This is a genomic window from Rhizobacter sp. P1_G5 (genome assembly GCF_056405435.1).
Genome location: NZ_JBFUCB010000079.1, coordinates 1 through 15,692, shown reverse-complemented (window position 1 = coordinate 15,692; position 15,692 = coordinate 1). Strand labels below are relative to the sequence as shown.

Sequence of the window (15,692 nt, the reverse complement as noted above, 5' to 3'; positions counted from 1 at the left end):
GCTCCATGCGCTCGGTCTGCGAGAACAGCAGCTCGCCGCCGCCGGGCAGGATGTCGGCCACCACGCCGACGATGCGGTCGTTGCCGAAGCGGATCACGGTGGCCAGCGGCAGCGGCTCATTGACCTCGGTGGCCTGCGGCGGATGCGACCGCGCGAGGCCCAGGTAGCGGGTGCCGCGCGGCGCCGGCACGTCCACCGCCTGCTGCAGCGCGAGCGTGCGGCCGTCCAGCCGCTTCAGCTGCAGGCCGTTGGTGTCGGTGGTCCACAGCGCGTCGCCGTTCCACCACAGGCCGTTCGTGAAGCGGTACATCCCGAGCACGGTGCGTGCGAGGAAGCGGCCGTCGCGGTCGAACAGCGCCACCGCGTGGCCGCCGCCGGTCGAGGCCGCGATGCGCCCGTCGTCGGCGAACGCCAGGTGCACCGCGCGGCTCGCATGCTCCGCCAGCTCGGGCGGCCATTGCAGCGTGATGGTGCTGGACGGCAGCAGCGTGGCGGGGTCGAGCAGGTGGATGGCCGGCTCGTTGTCGAGCCGCATCGCGAGCAGCCCGGCGGCCGGGTGCCAGTCGAGGCTGTAGACGCGGCCCGGCAGGCCGATCTCCGCCAGCCGGGCGCGCGTGCCGCGGTGCCCCTTGGCATCGAACGACCAGATCTCGTCGTCGACGGCCAGCCAGGCCTGCGTGCCGTCGGGGCGCAGCGCCAGGGCGGCCGGGCCGTACAGCTCCGCGACCCGGTGGCCGACCTTGAAATCCAGCGCCAGCAGCAGCAGCGCGAGCAGCACGCAGACCAGCGCAATGCGCGGCGGCGCCGCCGCACCGATGCGGGGGCGGCTGCGTGCCTTGGGAATATCGGTACTGCCGGATCCGTCAGCCCTGTCTCGGGCCGATCTGAGAAGAGTCGACATGGGGGGTCCTCGCCAGCGGGCAAGGGTATCGGAGTCGGGCGGCCGTCCCTCCCTCCCGGCCCTCCGCTGGGGCGTCCGATTCAACCGTTCAACCGGTCCGCCGCCTGCCGGTCGCTCAATAGCTGATCGTCAGCACGTGAACCCGGGCCGCCTGGCAGGGCGCCGTCGCACAGGAGCCGGCCAGTCCGGCCTCGATGCGGCCGGTGACGTGGTGCTCGTGCACCTGGCCGTTCCAGGTGCCGGACACGGCATCCAGCGTCAGCGTGTAGGGCAGGTCGAGCAGCATGCCGCCGCCGCTGTCCAGCGCCAGCGCGTAATCGGTGTTGCAGTCCGCCGTGAAGCTGTTGGTGGCGATGGCCGGCGCCGACTGGAAGGCGACGTAGTCCAGCGTCACGGCGGTCGGCGTCGACAGGCTGCAGGCCGGCGGGACGTCGAGCGTGACGCCGCCGGTGGTGCTGCCGGAACTGGTGCCGGTGCTGCCGCGGGCCATGGCCGAGCTGCCATCCGCGTGGTAGGCCAGCGTGACGAGCAGCGTGTCGCGGTAGCTGCCGGCCGCCGGCCGGCGCGCCCGCGCGGGCGCCACCAGGTAGAACGGCAGTTGCGTGCTCGCCATCGGGCCGCCGGCAAAGACCACGCTGCCGCTGATCGCGTACGGCGCGGTGCTGCCCCATGGGGTGCGCGCGGCAGCGTCCTGCCACAGGCCGTAGCCGATGTTGCGCCCGGCACTGTCCTCGGCGGCCAGCGTGTGCGTCGAGCCCACGGTGGCGCTGAACGAGGCGCTCGTGAGCGGGCTGTCGGCCGCCTTCGTGCACTGCACGGTCAGCGTGCCGCCCAGCGTCAGGGCGCCGGGCGCTGCCACGCGGCCCGACGGCGAGGTCACCGTCAGCCCGCAACTGACCGCGCCCGGCACCGACGCCGGCACGGCCAGGAGTGCCAGCGCGCAAGCGAGCCGGCCCGGGATCACGGCGACACCCCGGCGCAGGTCAGCGGGCCGAGGCGCGTGATGTCGTTGCCGTCGTCCGGCGGCAGCCGCACCGCCAGCGCGCACGACTGCCCGCGCCAGCGCAGCACCAGCGTGGCCACCGGCGCGAGGCCGGTCACGAAGACCTCGCCGCGGCGCGCCATGTAGAACACCTGCGGATCGCCGACGATGCCGACCTCGGCGCCCGGCGGCGCCGCTTCGCCACCCTCCAGCCGCACGCGGATCAGCGCGGCGCGCCCGCTGCGCACCGGGAAGCGCAGTTTCACCACGCTGCGTGCCGCCGGCACGGCCGACATCTCCACCGAATCGAGCTCGGCGCCGATCGGCAGGTCCGACGGGTCGAGCCGCACGGCGTTGGCCTGGTAGGGCAGCAACTGCGGCAGCAGCGCCCGTCCGTCGCTGCCGGTGCGGGCCGCGACCTGCCCGAGCAGGCTCACGCCGACGCCGGGCTGGCCGGGCACCTCCACCAGCGCCATCGCGGGGCCGCTGCGCCGCGTGGCGAACAGCGCGCCATCGACTGCTACCCAGGCCCCCTGCGCGCCCAGCCGCAGCGTTTGCAGCTCACGCGTCTGGCCCAGGTCCAACGCGAGGCTGCCGCGCGGGCCGTCGCGGTACAGGCCGGCCTCGGCCTGCCCGGCGCTGCTGCGCTCGCCGGCCAGCAGGCGCCAGGCCCAGCCATCCGGTTCGTCCGGCGAGGCGCTGAGGCCCACCGTGGTGTCGGAGTCGCCATGCCGCGTGTGCGCGGCCGTCGCGCTGAGCACGCTGCGCGGCCCGAGCGGCACGAACAGCGTGGCCGTCAGCCGCGTGCCGGCGGTGTTGCCGGTGAGCCGCGTGACGCCCAGGCTGAGCGTGCTGCGGTAGCCCACGCGCACGCTTTGCCCGGCGGTGGCCGCGAGGTAGCGGCTGCCGTCGCCGGCCACCGTCTGCGCGACGCTCAACCCGAGGCTGCCCCAGGCCCCCGCGTTCAACCGGTGGCTGGCGGTCGTCTGGCGGCGTGTCGGCGGCGTCTGCAGGTCCTGGCCCAGCCCGCGCCAGGCGGCGGTGTTGCCTTCGGTGCGCAGCAACCAGCCGCTCGCGACGCCGGCGCGCTCGATGCTCAGCAGCCAGCCGGCACCGTGGCCCAGCGCGCTGCGGCTGCCCGAGAGCCCGGCCTGCACCAGCACCGGCCATGGCGTGTGGGCATGGCTGAGCGCGATGCTCGCCTCCTGCTGCGGCCGGGAGATGCCGGTGCGCAGCTCGCCGGTCCAGTCGGGGCTCAGGCCCAGGCGATACAGCCCGGCACCGAAGCGGGTGGCGTAGCGAGCGTCGGGCAGGCCGAGGTTGCGCCGGAGCTCGCCGGCCTCCACGCTCCAGTCGCTCAGCCCGGCGGCCAGCATGGCGTTGCTCGACAGGAAGCTCTGCTCGACGACCGTCTCGCGGCCCAGGATGTCGCGCACCACCATGCGGACCTGCCCGGTGCTGTCGGGCAGCGGCAGTTCGTTGATCGTGAACGGGCCGGCCGGCAGGTTGCCGGTCTGGCGCAGCACGTCGTTGATGTACAGCTCCAGCGTGCTGGGCGCGCTGGAGGTGCCGGCCAGCGACGGGATCGGGCGGCTGACGAAGCCGGGTTCCAGCGCGAAGTTGCGCGACAGCTGCACGCCGCCGAAGAACACCGGCCGGCCGATCGCGCCGGCGTGCGTGGCGAGGTCGCCCAGGCGCAGGCTGATGCGCGGCTCGGGGAAGTCGCGCGTGAAGCTCGTTTCCAGGCGCTGCCAGCGCGGCGCGGCATCGAAGCCGCGCACCGCGAGGTTGCGCCCGGCGTAGCTGGATGACAGCACGCCGGCGTCGCCCGACACGGCGGCCTCCACCAGCGCACCCAGGTCCTGCTGCGCTGTCGCGCCGCGCGCCGCCGAGCGGGTCAGGCTCAGGTCGTAGTTCAGCGCGAGCGCCGGCTCGGCCGGCGACACCGTGGGCCGCTTCGGTGCGGGTTGCGTGAGGCGCGTCGCCGCGAAGGCCTGCGGCGCGAAGTCGAGGTCCACCGATTGCGCGGCCGGGTGAAAGCGCGCCGCGAACCCCGGCAACGCCGACAGCGGGTACCAGGACTGCCCGCGCACGCGCAGCGGCGGCAGCTCGGGCCGGTTCAGCCGCCATTCGTCGAACGCGATCGCGGGGGCGAACAGCACACCGGCGCGCTCCATCAGCAGCCACCCGCCGCTCGGCTGCTGGTTGACGCGCACCTCCAGCGGCATCAGCCGCTCGCCGGGCACGCGATCCACGCCCGCATCGATCGCTTCTGCCAGCGCATCGCGTGGCGCGAGCGACGGCAGCGCGCACGCCGTCACGGCGCCTGCCAGCCAGGCGACACGAGCCGACCGACGCAGCACCGCGTGCCGGTCCATCGGGGCCGCGGCCTCACGGCAGCGCCAGTTCGTCGGTGCGGCGCGTGCCGTCGTCGAACAGCAGCGCGAGCTGCGCCGGTCCGGGCGCCACGTCGGGTTCGGACTGCAGCGCGATCGGGCGGCTGGCCCCCGGCAGCACATAGGCGCCTCCGTTGAAGTGCGCGAGCGGCCGGCCCGCGCGCAACACGCGCAGTTCGCGCACCTGCGCATAGGCGCTGCCGCGGTTCTCGCACTGCGCGAGCAGTTGCGCGCCGTCGCGCTGCAGCGTGCAGGCGAGGTCGCGCCGCGCCGCCGGCGGCGTGACGAACACCGGCAGGCTCATCGCCAGCGCGACCGGCACGCTGACGCCGGGTGCCGCCGGCAGCGCCTCCGGCACCTCGCGCATGACCAGGCGGTAGGTGAGCTGGCGGGTGGCGTCGCGCGGCACCACCATCGCCAGCCGCACCACCTGGCGCGTACCGGGATCGAGCTTGACGATGGGCGGCGCCAGCACGAGGTCGTCGGTGGGCGTCAGCACGTCGGCGCCGGCGGCATCCTGGCGCCACAGGAACAGCTCCGCCTGCAGCACCAGCGGCGAATCGCCGTCGTTGCCGAGGGCGACCGCGACGGCGCGGTCGCGCGGGCCCATGTGCAGCCGCACCGGCGAGATCGTGAAGACGCCGGCGGTGGCGGGGATGGCCCACAGCGCGAACGACAGTGCAAACAGCAGCATCGACGACACGAGCCGCACGGCAGGCGCGCGTGGCGGCCGCATCAGAAGATCATCCACATCTGGAGCGCGCGGCCGGCGGCCACCTGCACCGGCTGCGACAGCGCGTCGTCCGTGTCGGGCGTGCCGTCGGGCGACAGCACCCAGGACACGGTCTCGGCCGCGCCATCGGCCGAGGTGGCGGGGCCTGCTGACGGGGTTGCCGCGCCGCGCGCCGAGCCGGCCGACCCGCCCGCTGCGGCCGACACGATGACCGGCCGCACGTTGACGAACAGGTTGGCGCCGCAGGTGAGCGTGACGCGCGCGCCGCCGGCCGAGCGCTCGATGCTGCTTCTGCAACCGGCCGGCAGCGTCAGTGCGATGTGGATCGCGAAGCCGGCCTCGGCGGAGCCGGCGCGCGCAGGCAACGCGGTGCCGCCGGCCAGCGCGGCGCACACGCCGCCCAGCACGTGCCAATGCGGCGCCCGGCCGTGCCGGCGGCGCAGCGATCCGACCCGCGGGTGGGCGTGCATGACCTCGCTGGGCTCAGTAGGTGATCGTCAGCGTGCGGCTGCGGTTGGCGCTCGCGCTGTTGGTGCAGACGGTCGCCGACGGGCAGGAGCCTGCCTGGTTGGCCGCCATCGTCGAACTCAGCGACAGCGACTGGCTGGACCCGTTGCCCGTGCCGGCGTCCGGTGTGGTCAGCGTGTAGGAGAGCAGCGTGGCCAGGTCGGTATAGGTGCGCGACGTGCCATTCACGGTGGAGCCGGCGTCGGCGTCCAGCGAGAAGCTGTACGGCAGGTGGTCGGTGCACTGGATCGAGAAGCTGCCGCCGCTGCCGGTGGCCGCCGCGGCCTGCAAGCCGGTGTAGGTGAAGGAGATGTCGGCGACGGTGCCGAGCACGCAAGCCGGCGTCAGGCTGACCGAGACGTTGAAGTTCTGCGAGGCACTGCCCGCGGCGAATGCGCTGCCATGGGCTGCCAGTCCAAGCCCGAGCAGGGCGGCGATCAGGACGTTCTTCATGAAGACACCTCCGGTGTGAAAGTTGTGTTTACGGCGATTATTGTGATTAAGTGGAATGCATCGCGCAAGCCCTCGCATTCCCGATGGCTGCAATGGTAGATTCCGTCCGCAAATGTGAGGATGACCCCCCGGAATGAGGGGGTGGCGGGGTGTATTAATCACATAAATCGCAATCGATTTTTGTCGATCTTTCTGCCAGACTGGCCGAATGAACACGCCACGCACCCTTCCTTTCGCGCCCTTCGTGCCACGCATCTGCATCGTCGACGACAACCCGGTCGTCGGTGTGCGCATGCAGAAGCTGCTGAACACACGGGGCTTTCGCAACGTCACGGTGTTCCGCAGTGCCTGGCCGGCGCTGCAGGCCTGCCACTACCGGCTGCCGGACCTGGTGCTGGTCGACTACGGCATGCCGCAGATCGACGGCATCCGCTTCATCGAGGCGCTGCGCCACTACCCGCCGGCGCGCAAGCTGCCGATCGTGATGTTCACCGGCCAGTCGCTGGAGGCCTTGCGGCCGCGTGCGATGGAGGCCGGGGCGAACGACGTGCTGTCCAAGGACCTGACCGGCGAGGAGCTGCTGGGCCGCGTGCGCGGCCTGCTGAGCGCCGCACAGGCGCCGTTCGAGATGGCTGCGCCGTCGCTGGCCGCGCCGGTGCTCGACCGCGTGCTGCTGGCCGATGCCGGCCGCGAGGGGCCGGCATCGCACGGCGGCTGGGGCCTGCTCGCGCAGTACGAGCAGAAGGCGGAGATCACCGACGAGGACGAGTCGACGCTGCGCCACCTGTCGCGCATCGCGGCGCTGCGCGACCGCAACACCGGGCAGCACACCGAGCGCATGGCCTACTACGCGGCCGTCATCGGCCGCCGCTACGGGCTCAGCCTGACCCAGGCGCAGATGCTGGTGGCGGCCGCGCCGCTGCACGACATCGGCAAGGTCGGCGTGCCCGACGCGGTGCTGAACAAGTGCGGCAGCCTGAACGACGAGGAGCGCACGGCGATGCGCAGGCATCCAACCCTCGGCTTCGAGCTGCTGCGCGACTCGTCGTCGGCGGTGATCCGGCTCGGCGCCGAGATCTCGCTGTCGCACCACGAGCGCTTCGACGGCAGCGGCTACCCGCAGGGGCTGCGCGGCCAGGAGATCCCGCTGTCGGGCCGGCTGGTCGCGGTGGCCGACGTGCTGGATGCGCTGAGCAGCGAGCGGCCCTACAAGGCGGCCTGGCCGCTGCACCTCGCGATCCGCGAGATCGGCGCGCAGGCCGGCACGCACTTCGATCCGGCCGTCGTCAGTGCGATGACCGACGCTTCCGACCAACTTCTCACGATCAAGCAGTACTTCGAGATGGCCGAGCCCTTTGCAAAGACGACGCCGATGACTCTAATCTGACCCACCATGGACACTCAGGTGCAACCGCGCCGCCCACCCGCGGCGCGGTTCGTCGACTGGTTTCGCCGGCGCGGCTTCGCGACGCAGGTGCTGGTGATCCACGCCGCGACGCTCGCGGTCGTGCTCGTCGCGCTGGGCGTCGTGTCGTTCGGCTACGTCGAATCGGCGATGCACCAGGTGGCCGGCGGCATCAGCCTGAGCCGCCTGCGCGGGCTGGCGCTCGACCTCGGCGGCCTGCCGCGCAGCGAGTTCGAGGCGGCGGCCCAGCGGCAAAGCCTGCAGAACCACCTCGAAGCGCCGACCTACGTCAATGCCGTCGTGCTGTCGATGCAGGGCGAGACCCGCGTCGTGCGCAGCGACGGCGACCTGCCGGCCCTGCCGCTCGACACCGTGCCCGCTGCGACGCTGCATCCCGGCTGGCAGATGGTCGACGGCACGCACATGCGCAGCTGGGTGCCGCTGCCGCGCGGCGACGGCCTGCTGGTCGCGACCGTCAGCCTGCGTCCGGCCGACACCACGGTGCGCTACGTGGTGGGCGTGCTGGTCGTGCTGTTCGTCGCGATCTCGCTGACCGGCGGCATCGTGTTCGGGCTGCTGATGCGCCGCCATGCGCGCGGGCTGGAGCGCCTGGTCGGCTGGGCGCGCGAGCGCGCGACCCACCTGGAGGCACCGGCGCAGGCGCCGCCCGAGCGGGCGGTCGGCTCGCGCGAGCTGCGCGCGCTGGCGCATGCGCTGTCCGAGGTGGTCGCGCAGCGCACCCACCAGCTGCGGGCGAAGGAGCAGGCGCTGCGCACGCTCGGCCGCGTGATCGACGCGATGCCCGAGGCGGTGCTGGTGTACGACGTGACCGGCACCGTGCGCATCTGCAACGAGGCGATGCAGCGCCAGTTCGGCTGGCGCGGCGAGCAGCTCGTCGGCGGCCGGCTCGACCGCATCATCCCGCCGGGCGAGCGCTACGAGTTCATGCGCACGATGCTCGACTTCGCGGCGCACGGCGCCGGCCAGCGCACGCGGCTGGTGCTCGACCGCAGCATCCTGTGCGCCGACGGCAGCGCCGCCACGGTGCGGCTGTACGGCGAGCTGATGAAGCTGCCGCACGGCCCGAAGATGTGCCTGTTCCTGCGCGACATGACGCAGGAGCTGCGCGACGCGCGCGCGCTGGAGGCGGCGCTCGCCGAGGCGCAGCAGTCGGCGCAGGTGAAATCGCGCTTCCTGGCCAACATGAGCCATGAGATCCGCACGCCGCTGAACGGCATCGCCGGCATGCTGGACCTGCTGACGCGCTCGTCGCCGACACCGGACCAGCGCGAGTACATCGACGTGATGCGATCGAGCGCCCGGCTGCTGCGCAACCTGCTCAACGACATCCTCGACCTGTCGAAGATCGAGGCCGGGCGGCTCGAGCTCGAGAGCCTGCCGTTCGACCTGGAGGAGCAGCTGCACGATGCCTGCGTGCCGTTCAAGGCGCTGGCCGAATCGCGTGGGCTGCGCTTCGAGGCCCGCTTCCATGTCGGCCACCCGGTGCTGCTGGGCGATCCGTTCCGCATCACGCAGATCCTGAACAACCTGCTCGACAACGCGATCAAGTTCACCACCTCGGGCAGCGTGCGGGTCGAGGTGGCCGAGTCGCGGGATGCGCGCGTGACCGACGGCAGCCGCATCCGCATCTCGATCACCGACACCGGCGTGGGCATTCCGAAGGCGCTGCAGAAGCGGCTGTTCGCCGCCTTCACGCAGGCCGACGAGTCGGTCACGCGGCGCTATGGCGGCACCGGGCTCGGCCTCGCGCTGTGCCGCCAGCTCGCGCGGATGATGGGCGGCGACATCCAGGTCGAGAGCACCGAGGGCCGGGGCTCGTGCTTCGAGGTGATCTTCTTCCTGCCGCGCGCCGCGTCGACCACCGGCTTCGTGCACACCCAGCCCGACAGCAGCATCGACACGCTGGCGCACGGGCTGTTCGGCCAGCGCGTGCTGGTGGTCGACGACAACCGCATCAACCAGATGCTGCTGCGCAAGTGGCTGCAGCAGGAGGGGGCGCACGTGGAGATCGCGAACAACGGCGAGCAGGCGGTCGAGAAGGCGGCCGGCGCGCACTTCGACGCGATCCTGATGGATGTCTCGATGCCGGTGATGAACGGCTACGACGCGGCGCGCGCGATCCGCGCGATGGGCGGCGTGACGGGCTCAGGCCACACCAGCGGGGCGAGCGTGCCGATCATCGGCGTGACCGCGCTCGCGATGGGCGGCGAGCGCGAGCAATGCCAGGCGGCCGGCATGAACGACTACATCACGAAGCCGGTCGACCGCAACGGCCTGATCCGCAAGCTCGTGCCGCTGATCGCCGCCAACGAGCCGCTGCCGGAGCTGCCGGAATTCATTCCCCGCATCAGCCTGACCCCCACCCTGGAAGCCGCTCACTCATGAACTTTCCGAAGGTCACCTTCGACACCCGGCGTGCGCTGGCCGATTTCGACGGCGATACCGACAGCATCGCCGAAGTGCTGCTCGCGTTCCTGGAAGACCTGGACACCGGCCGCACGGCGCTCGAAGACGCCCCGGCGCGCGGCCGCGCGGCCTATGCCGCGGTGCTGCACGAGCTGGCGAACTCGCTGGAATCGATCTGGTGCTTCGACGCCGGCCGACGGGTGCGCGAGATCGAGCGGCGCTGCCATGCCGGCGAGGTGCTGGACACGATCGTGGTGCAGCACGAGGTGACGCAGTTGCTGGAGGCCTCGGCCGACGGGGCACGCGAGTGGCTGCGGCAGCGCTTCTCCTGAATCATCTCCTGGACGTTGCCCGGGCGGGGCGGGCGGAGGCCGTAACATGGGCGCTTCTCCCGACAGCAAGTTGACCGACACCGTGGAACACGAGGAACTACTGACCGTGGGCGAGGTGACCGGCCTGCTGGGGGTTTCCCGTACCTCGGTCCAGAAGATGGTGGACAGCGGCGTGCTGCTCGCGATGCGCACGCCGGGCGGGCACCGGCGCATCGTCCGCAGCTCGGTGCAGGCGCTGCTGAGCGGACAGCTGCAGCTGGTGCCCGGCGCGGCGTCGGCGCCCGTGCCGGCCCCGTCGTCGAGCATGACGGTGCTGATCGTCGAGGACAGCCCGACCACCACGCTGAGCTACCAGAAGGTGTTGCGCCGCAGCAGGCTGCCGATCTCGTGCGAGTTCGCGACGGACGGCATCGAGGCCCTGCTCAAGCTCGAGCGCTTTCGCCCCGACGTGTTGATCACCGACCTGCAGATGGAGCCGGTCGACGGCTTCCGGCTGGTCGCCGCGGTGCAGAACGATGCCGAACTGGCGTTGATGGCCCAGGTGGTCGTCACCGGACTGGACGACGACGAGATCGCGCGCCGCGGCGGCCTGCCGCCCAACGTGCTGCTGTACCGCAAGCCGGTGCCCTGGGACCGGGTGCTCGGCTTCCTGGAGGCCCATGCGCAACGCCGCCAGCTGCTGCTGGCGGCGTCGCATCATCGCGGCAGCCTCAAGGCTGGTTGATGATCTCGGTGCTCGGCTGGCCGTTGTCGGCGATCACCTCCAGCACCTTCACGTCGTTGACGGCGAGGCTCTGCGGCACCGTCATCAGCAGCAGGTCGGCGTTGGTCTGCACCTCGATCGGCGCGGTGAAGATCACGGCCTTCGTGCCGGCGGTCGTCACGCGCATCACGTAGTTGCCGGCGGTGAAGTCGGTCGAGTTCGAGCTCGAGGCCGGCACCGCGCTCTTGTACGCCGCGGCGGCGAAGTTCGGCCCCACCGTGGCGATGTCGACATTGGCGGCCGTCAGGTAGACGTCGACGTTCTGCGCATTGAACGAGCCGTTGACGACGCGCACGCGGCCGTTGGTGGCGGTCAGCTGCTTGTCGTACGGATCGTTGATCAGCAGCAGGTTGGTCGTCGTGGCTTCGCCCGGCACCGCGATCAGCGTGAACTTGTTGCCGCGCGTCGGGTTGAAGTTGATCGTGCCCACGGTGGCGCCGCCGGTGGTGGTTTTCACGGTGTAGTCGGCCGGTGCGGTGTCGACGACGTAGTACTTCGACGCGTACAGGTAGCCGACGTCGCTGATGCCGCCCGAGATCTCGGTGTTGCGGTACAGCGCGACGTTCGGGCCGGCCGGGATCGCGTGGATGAAGCGCACCTTCGGGTCGGCGATGTCCAGCCGGTCGTCGATGCTGTCGTCACCGCCACCACAGGCAGCGACCAGGAGGATCGGCGCGAAGGCCGTGAGGAATTTGAGAGCCTTGTGCATGATGGACTGCCTTTCAGTGGAGTCGAGGGACGATGCGACTCTAGGTTTCGTGCATCGCGCACCGTGTCGGTGGATGCGGCGACCCGATGTGGGGCGTGCCTGAGATCGCTGTCGGACGAGGCGCCGCGTGTGTCGGCGGCGCTTGTCGGATGCCGCGCACGGTGACAATGCGCGCCACGCAGGCCGCTCGACAGGCCGCCCTCCAGGAGACCGCATGATCGTTGTCCACCACTTGAACAACTCGCGCTCGCAGCGCGTGCTCTGGTTGCTCGAGGAGCTCGGCGTGCCGTACGAGATCAAGAAGTACCAGCGCAACCCGAAGACGATGCTGGCACCGCCCGAGTTGCTGCAGGTGCATCCGCTGGGCAAGTCGCCGGTGATCACCGACGACGGCACCACGGTGGCTGAATCGGGCGCGATCATCGAGTACCTGCTGTCGCGCTTCAGCCCCGGCACCCAGGGCCGGCTCGCCCCCGCGGCGGGCACGCCCGAGGCCTTGCGATTCACCTACTGGCTGCATTTCGCCGAAGGCTCGGCGATGCCGCCGCTGCTGCTGAAGCTGATCTTCGATCGCATCCCGAAATCGCCGATGCCGTTCTTCGTGAAGCCGATCGCGAAGGGCATCTCGGCCAAGGTGCTGGCGCTGATGGTCGAGCCGAACCTGAAGCGGCAGCTCGACTTCATGGAGGCCGAGCTCGGCAGGAGCGAGTGGTTCGCGGGCGGCGACTTCAGCGCGGCCGACATCCAGATGAGCTTTCCGGTCGAGGCCGCGGCGCAGCGCGCGGGGCTGGATGCGAGCCGGCCGAAGCTGATGGCGTGGCTGAAGCGCATTCACGCACGGCCGGCGTACCGGCGCGCGCTGGAGCGGGGAGGGCCGTACGACTTCGCCGATTGAGGTCAGCGCACCGCCCGCTGCACCTTGTCCACCAGCGCCTGCTCCCACCCTGTCGTCCCCACCGGCGTCAGCCGGCTGAGCACCCCGGTGTCGAGCCCGGTCGCGATCGCGCCGACGCCCGCCAGCACCGCGACACCGGCCGCGCGCCGCAGCCATTCGCCGGCATGCAGCGAGCGCTTCATCAGTGCCGACAGGCGCCCACCCGACAGCAGCGCCGCCGCCAGCGAGGTGCACGCACCGGCGGCATAGGCGAGCAGCAGCAGCGAGGTGCCGATGCTCGCGCCGTTCAGCGCCGCACCGGTGAGGATCAGCCCGAGGATCGGCCCGGCGCACGGTGCCCACAGCAAGCCCGTGCCGATGCCCAGCAGCACCGGTGACAGTGCCGATCCCCGGCCTTCACCGGAAGACCCCTCCGACCAGCGCACGCCGAGCGCCACCAGCGGCCGGCTCAGCCGATCCGCCAGCCCCGGCCACAGCAGCGTGAGCCCGAACACCGCCAGCAGCGCGATCGCCGCCCAGCGCCCGGCCTCGTTCAGCGTCACGACCCAGCCGCCGCCCACCGCCGCCAGCGACGCGATCGCCGCGAAGCTCGCCGCCATGCCCACCAGCATCGGCAGGCCGTGCGAGCGGAACGGCCGGTCGGCCCGCGCGAAGACGAAGGGCAGCACCGGCAGGATGCAGGGGCTCAGGATGGTCAGCACGCCGCCGAGCCAGGCGATGACGAGGGTGAGGAGCATGGCGATCGTTCCCGTGGATCAGTCCAGCGGCAGCACCAGCCGGGCCTCGAGCCCGCCGGTGCTGCGGTTGTGCAGGCTGAGCTGCGCGCCCATCGCGATCGCCAGCTGGTGCGCGATCGCGAGACCCAGCCCGGTGCCGCCGGTGCTGCGGTTGCGTGAGCCTTCGAGCCGGTAGAACGGCTTCAGCACCGCCTCCAGCTGGTCGTCCGGAATGCCCGGCCCGTTGTCGATCACCGCGAGCGTCAGCCGGCCGGGGGCGGCGCGCACCTGCAGGCCGACCTCGCTGCCGAACGACAGCGCGTTGTCGATCAGGTTCATCAGGATGCGGCGCAGCGCGTTCGGGCGCGAGACGATCGGCGTGCCGGCGCGGCCTTCCAGCTGCACGCGTTCGCCGGCGTCCTCGTAGTCGGCGACCAGGCTCTCGAACAGCGCGTCGGCATCGATGCGGCACGGCGGCTCGGTCGCGCCGTGCAGCGTGCGCGCGTAGGTGACGCCCTCGCGCACCAGCAGGTTCATCGCGTCCAGGTCCTGGCGCATCTTGTCGCGGTCGGGGCCGTCGTCCATCAGGTCGGTGCGCAGCCGCATGCGCGTGATCGGCGTCTGCAGGTCGTGCGAGATGGCGGCCAGGATCTCGACCCGCTCGGCCGCATAGCCGGCGATGCGCTGCTGCATCGCGTTGAAGGCGCGCGCCGCGTGCGCGACCTCGCTCGGCCCCTGCTCGGGCAGCGTGTGGCCCTTCAGGTCGGGGCCGAGCTGGTCGGCCGCGGCCGCCAGCGCCGCGAGCGGCCGCGTCAGCAGCCGCACCGCGATCCAGGCGCACAGCGCCAGCACCGCGAGCTGAGCGGCCAGCACCCAGCTGACCCAGCCCGACACCGGCATGTCGACGCGGCGCGCATGCACGATCACCATGCTCGCGTCCGACAGCCGCACCTGGATCTGCAGGCCGCCGACCGGCTGCTGCACCTCGGCCACGCGCACCGTCTCGAACGGCTTCATCGCGTCGACGATGGCGGTCGCGAACTGCCGCAGCATCGGCGCCGCCGGGGCCGGCCCGTCGGCCGTGCCGCCGAGCGAGAAGCGGTAGTTGCGGCGCTCCAGCCGCGCGAGCCAGCCGTCGCGCTCGGCGGCGGGCAGGCGGTCGATGATCGCGATCGAGCTCGCGATGTCGCGCTCGATGCCCAGCATCATCAGCTCGCGCAGCGCCATGCCGCGCTCGTAGCGGATCAGCACGAAGGTCAGCCCCTGCGCGATCGCGAGGCCGAGCACGATGATCAGCGTGACGCGGGCGAACAGCGAGCGTGGCATCGGGATCGAGAGGGGCATCATGCGGCGAAGGTGGTCAGGCGATCAGGAAGTCGACCTCGATGTTGCCGCGCGTCGCATGCGAGTACGGGCAGGTCTGGTGCGCGGTGTCGACCAGCCGGCGCTTCTGGTCGGCGTCGAGGCCGGGCAGCGTGATCGACAGTGTGACAGCCAGCGCGTAGCTCGCATCGCCGGCGGTCTTGCCGAGCGACACGCGGGCGTCGATGGCGGTGTCGGCCGGGAACTTGAGGTTCAGCTGGCGCGCGGCGATCTGCATCGCGCCCATGAAGCAGGCCGAGTAGCCGACGCCGAACAGCTGCTCCGGGTTGGTGCCGGGCTTGCCGGAGCCGGGCGGGCTCAGCTGCACGTCGAGCGCGCCGTCGCTGGAGCGGCCCGCGCCGTCGCGGCCTCCGGTGGTGTGGGTGGCGGCGGTGTAGAGAACGTTGTCGATCTTCTGCAGCATGGCGAATCCTTCAGGAGGGTTGGGTTGAAGCGAGCCTGTATTGCAACGGCCCGCTGTATCCGGGGTGTGTCGTGCGCCCCCCGGATTTGCATGGCCGTGTAGATGCCGCGCGGCCCGGACACACTGCAATACAAAGGCGCTGCATCCGGGCGCCCGGCGCACTACAGTCACGGCCATGCAAGCCAAGCCCAGCGACCATGTGCTGATCGTCGACGACGATCGGGAGATCCGCGACCTGCTGACCACCTACCTCGTCAAGAACGGGCTGCGCGTGGTGGCCGTGCCGACCGGCCGGCACATGCGCGCGGCGCTCGAGGAGTCCGGTCCGTTCGACCTGATCGTGCTCGACCTGATGCTGCCCGGCGAGGACGGGCTGACGCTGTGCCGCGACCTGCGCGCCGGCAAGTACAAGGCGACGCCGATCCTGATGCTGACCGCGCGCAACGAAGAGGCCGACCGCATCCTCGGGCTCGAGATGGGCGCCGACGACTACCTCGCCAAGCCGTTCGCCGCGCGCGAGCTGCTGGCGCGCATGCGTGCCGTGCTGCGCCGCACCCGCATGCTGCCGCCCAACATGCGGGTCGCCGAGGCCGCCTCGCACCGGCTGGCGTTCGGCGAGTGGGAGGTCGACACCGTGGCGCGCCACCTGCTGGACCCGAGCGGCGTGATGGTGGCGCTGAGCGGTGC

15 protein-coding genes and 1 pseudogene are annotated in these 15,692 nt (G+C 71.7%); 6 read left to right on the top strand and 10 right to left on the bottom strand.

Annotated features, from left to right (window positions below; all coding sequences use genetic code 11):
- The 6 genes from AC1D12_RS08455 to AC1D12_RS08430 form a co-directional block, all read right to left on the bottom strand.
- Positions 1-901, bottom strand: a 901-nt coding sequence (locus tag AC1D12_RS08455; RefSeq protein WP_477839900.1) for a hypothetical protein, incomplete at its 3' end; no start/stop codon positions are given.
- Between the two features lie 115 nt (positions 902-1,016).
- Positions 1,017-1,865, bottom strand: a complete 849-nt coding sequence (locus AC1D12_RS08450) for a spore coat protein U domain-containing protein (protein WP_477839898.1) — start codon at positions 1,863-1,865, stop codon at positions 1,017-1,019.
- The gene (locus tag AC1D12_RS08445) at positions 1,862-4,261 is read right to left on the bottom strand and encodes a fimbria/pilus outer membrane usher protein (RefSeq protein ID WP_477839896.1); all 2,400 of its coding nucleotides are present in this window, start codon (positions 4,259-4,261) and stop codon (positions 1,862-1,864) included. The genes AC1D12_RS08450 and AC1D12_RS08445 overlap by 4 nt, the downstream gene beginning before the upstream one ends.
- A gap of 13 nt (positions 4,262-4,274) precedes the next feature.
- Positions 4,275-5,015 (bottom strand): fimbrial biogenesis chaperone, encoded by a 741-nt coding sequence (locus tag AC1D12_RS08440; RefSeq protein WP_477839894.1) that lies wholly within the window; start codon positions 5,013-5,015, stop codon positions 4,275-4,277.
- Complete coding sequence (locus AC1D12_RS08435) at positions 5,015-5,482, bottom strand: hypothetical protein (protein ID WP_477839892.1); 468 nt, start codon at positions 5,480-5,482, stop codon at positions 5,015-5,017. Before AC1D12_RS08435 ends, AC1D12_RS08440 begins: the two co-directional genes overlap by 1 nt.
- Before the next feature lie 13 nt (positions 5,483-5,495).
- A complete protein-coding gene (locus AC1D12_RS08430; RefSeq protein ID WP_047499977.1) occupies positions 5,496-5,972 on the bottom strand; it encodes a spore coat protein U domain-containing protein in 477 nt (158 codons plus the stop codon).
- A gap of 208 nt (positions 5,973-6,180) precedes the next feature.
- Between AC1D12_RS08430 and AC1D12_RS08425 the strand changes: the two genes are divergently transcribed.
- Genes AC1D12_RS08425 through AC1D12_RS08410 form a run of 4 tightly spaced genes read left to right on the top strand, consistent with a single transcriptional unit; the run spans position 6,181 to position 10,860 of the window.
- Positions 6,181-7,359, top strand: a complete 1,179-nt coding sequence (locus tag AC1D12_RS08425; RefSeq protein ID WP_052211199.1) for an HD domain-containing phosphohydrolase — start codon at positions 6,181-6,183, stop codon at positions 7,357-7,359.
- A gap of 6 nt (positions 7,360-7,365) precedes the next feature.
- Positions 7,366-9,783 carry a hybrid sensor histidine kinase/response regulator gene (locus AC1D12_RS08420; protein ID WP_477839890.1) on the top strand — a complete coding sequence of 806 codons (2,418 nt, stop codon included), beginning with the start codon at positions 7,366-7,368 and terminating at the stop codon, positions 9,781-9,783.
- Entirely contained in the window at positions 9,780-10,136 is a 357-nt protein-coding gene (locus AC1D12_RS08415; protein ID WP_047499979.1) for a hypothetical protein, read from the top strand. Before AC1D12_RS08420 ends, AC1D12_RS08415 begins: the two co-directional genes overlap by 4 nt.
- A 46-nt stretch (positions 10,137-10,182) precedes the next feature.
- The gene (locus tag AC1D12_RS08410) at positions 10,183-10,860 is read left to right on the top strand and encodes a response regulator (protein ID WP_477826876.1); all 678 of its coding nucleotides are present in this window, start codon (positions 10,183-10,185) and stop codon (positions 10,858-10,860) included.
- On the opposite strand, the gene AC1D12_RS08405 is transcribed toward AC1D12_RS08410, so the two are convergent.
- Positions 10,847-11,608: a DUF4397 domain-containing protein gene (locus tag AC1D12_RS08405; protein WP_047499982.1), complete on the bottom strand. Its 762-nt coding sequence runs from the start codon at positions 11,606-11,608 to the stop codon at positions 10,847-10,849. The genes AC1D12_RS08410 and AC1D12_RS08405 overlap by 14 nt on opposite strands.
- A 214-nt stretch (positions 11,609-11,822) precedes the next feature.
- Here AC1D12_RS08405 and AC1D12_RS08400 point away from each other — a divergent pair, with 214 nt between their 5' ends.
- Complete coding sequence (locus AC1D12_RS08400) at positions 11,823-12,503, top strand: glutathione S-transferase (RefSeq protein WP_477826875.1); 681 nt, start codon at positions 11,823-11,825, stop codon at positions 12,501-12,503.
- A 20-nt stretch (positions 12,504-12,523) separates the two neighbouring features.
- Here AC1D12_RS08400 and AC1D12_RS08395 read toward each other — a convergent pair.
- From AC1D12_RS08395 to AC1D12_RS08385, 3 genes and pseudogenes are all read right to left on the bottom strand, one after another.
- Positions 12,524-13,240 (bottom strand): annotated as a pseudogene (locus AC1D12_RS08395) (cytochrome c biogenesis protein CcdA); the annotation flags it as partial.
- Between the two features lie 18 nt (positions 13,241-13,258).
- A complete protein-coding gene (locus AC1D12_RS08390; protein ID WP_477839888.1) occupies positions 13,259-14,566 on the bottom strand; it encodes a sensor histidine kinase in 1,308 nt (435 codons plus the stop codon).
- A gap of 13 nt (positions 14,567-14,579) precedes the next feature.
- The gene (locus tag AC1D12_RS08385; protein WP_047499987.1) at positions 14,580-15,005 is read right to left on the bottom strand and encodes an organic hydroperoxide resistance protein; all 426 of its coding nucleotides are present in this window, start codon (positions 15,003-15,005) and stop codon (positions 14,580-14,582) included.
- A gap of 175 nt (positions 15,006-15,180) precedes the next feature.
- Here AC1D12_RS08385 and AC1D12_RS08380 point away from each other — a divergent pair.
- A partial coding sequence (locus AC1D12_RS08380) for a response regulator (RefSeq protein WP_477839886.1) occupies positions 15,181-15,692 on the top strand: 512 nt, incomplete at its 3' end.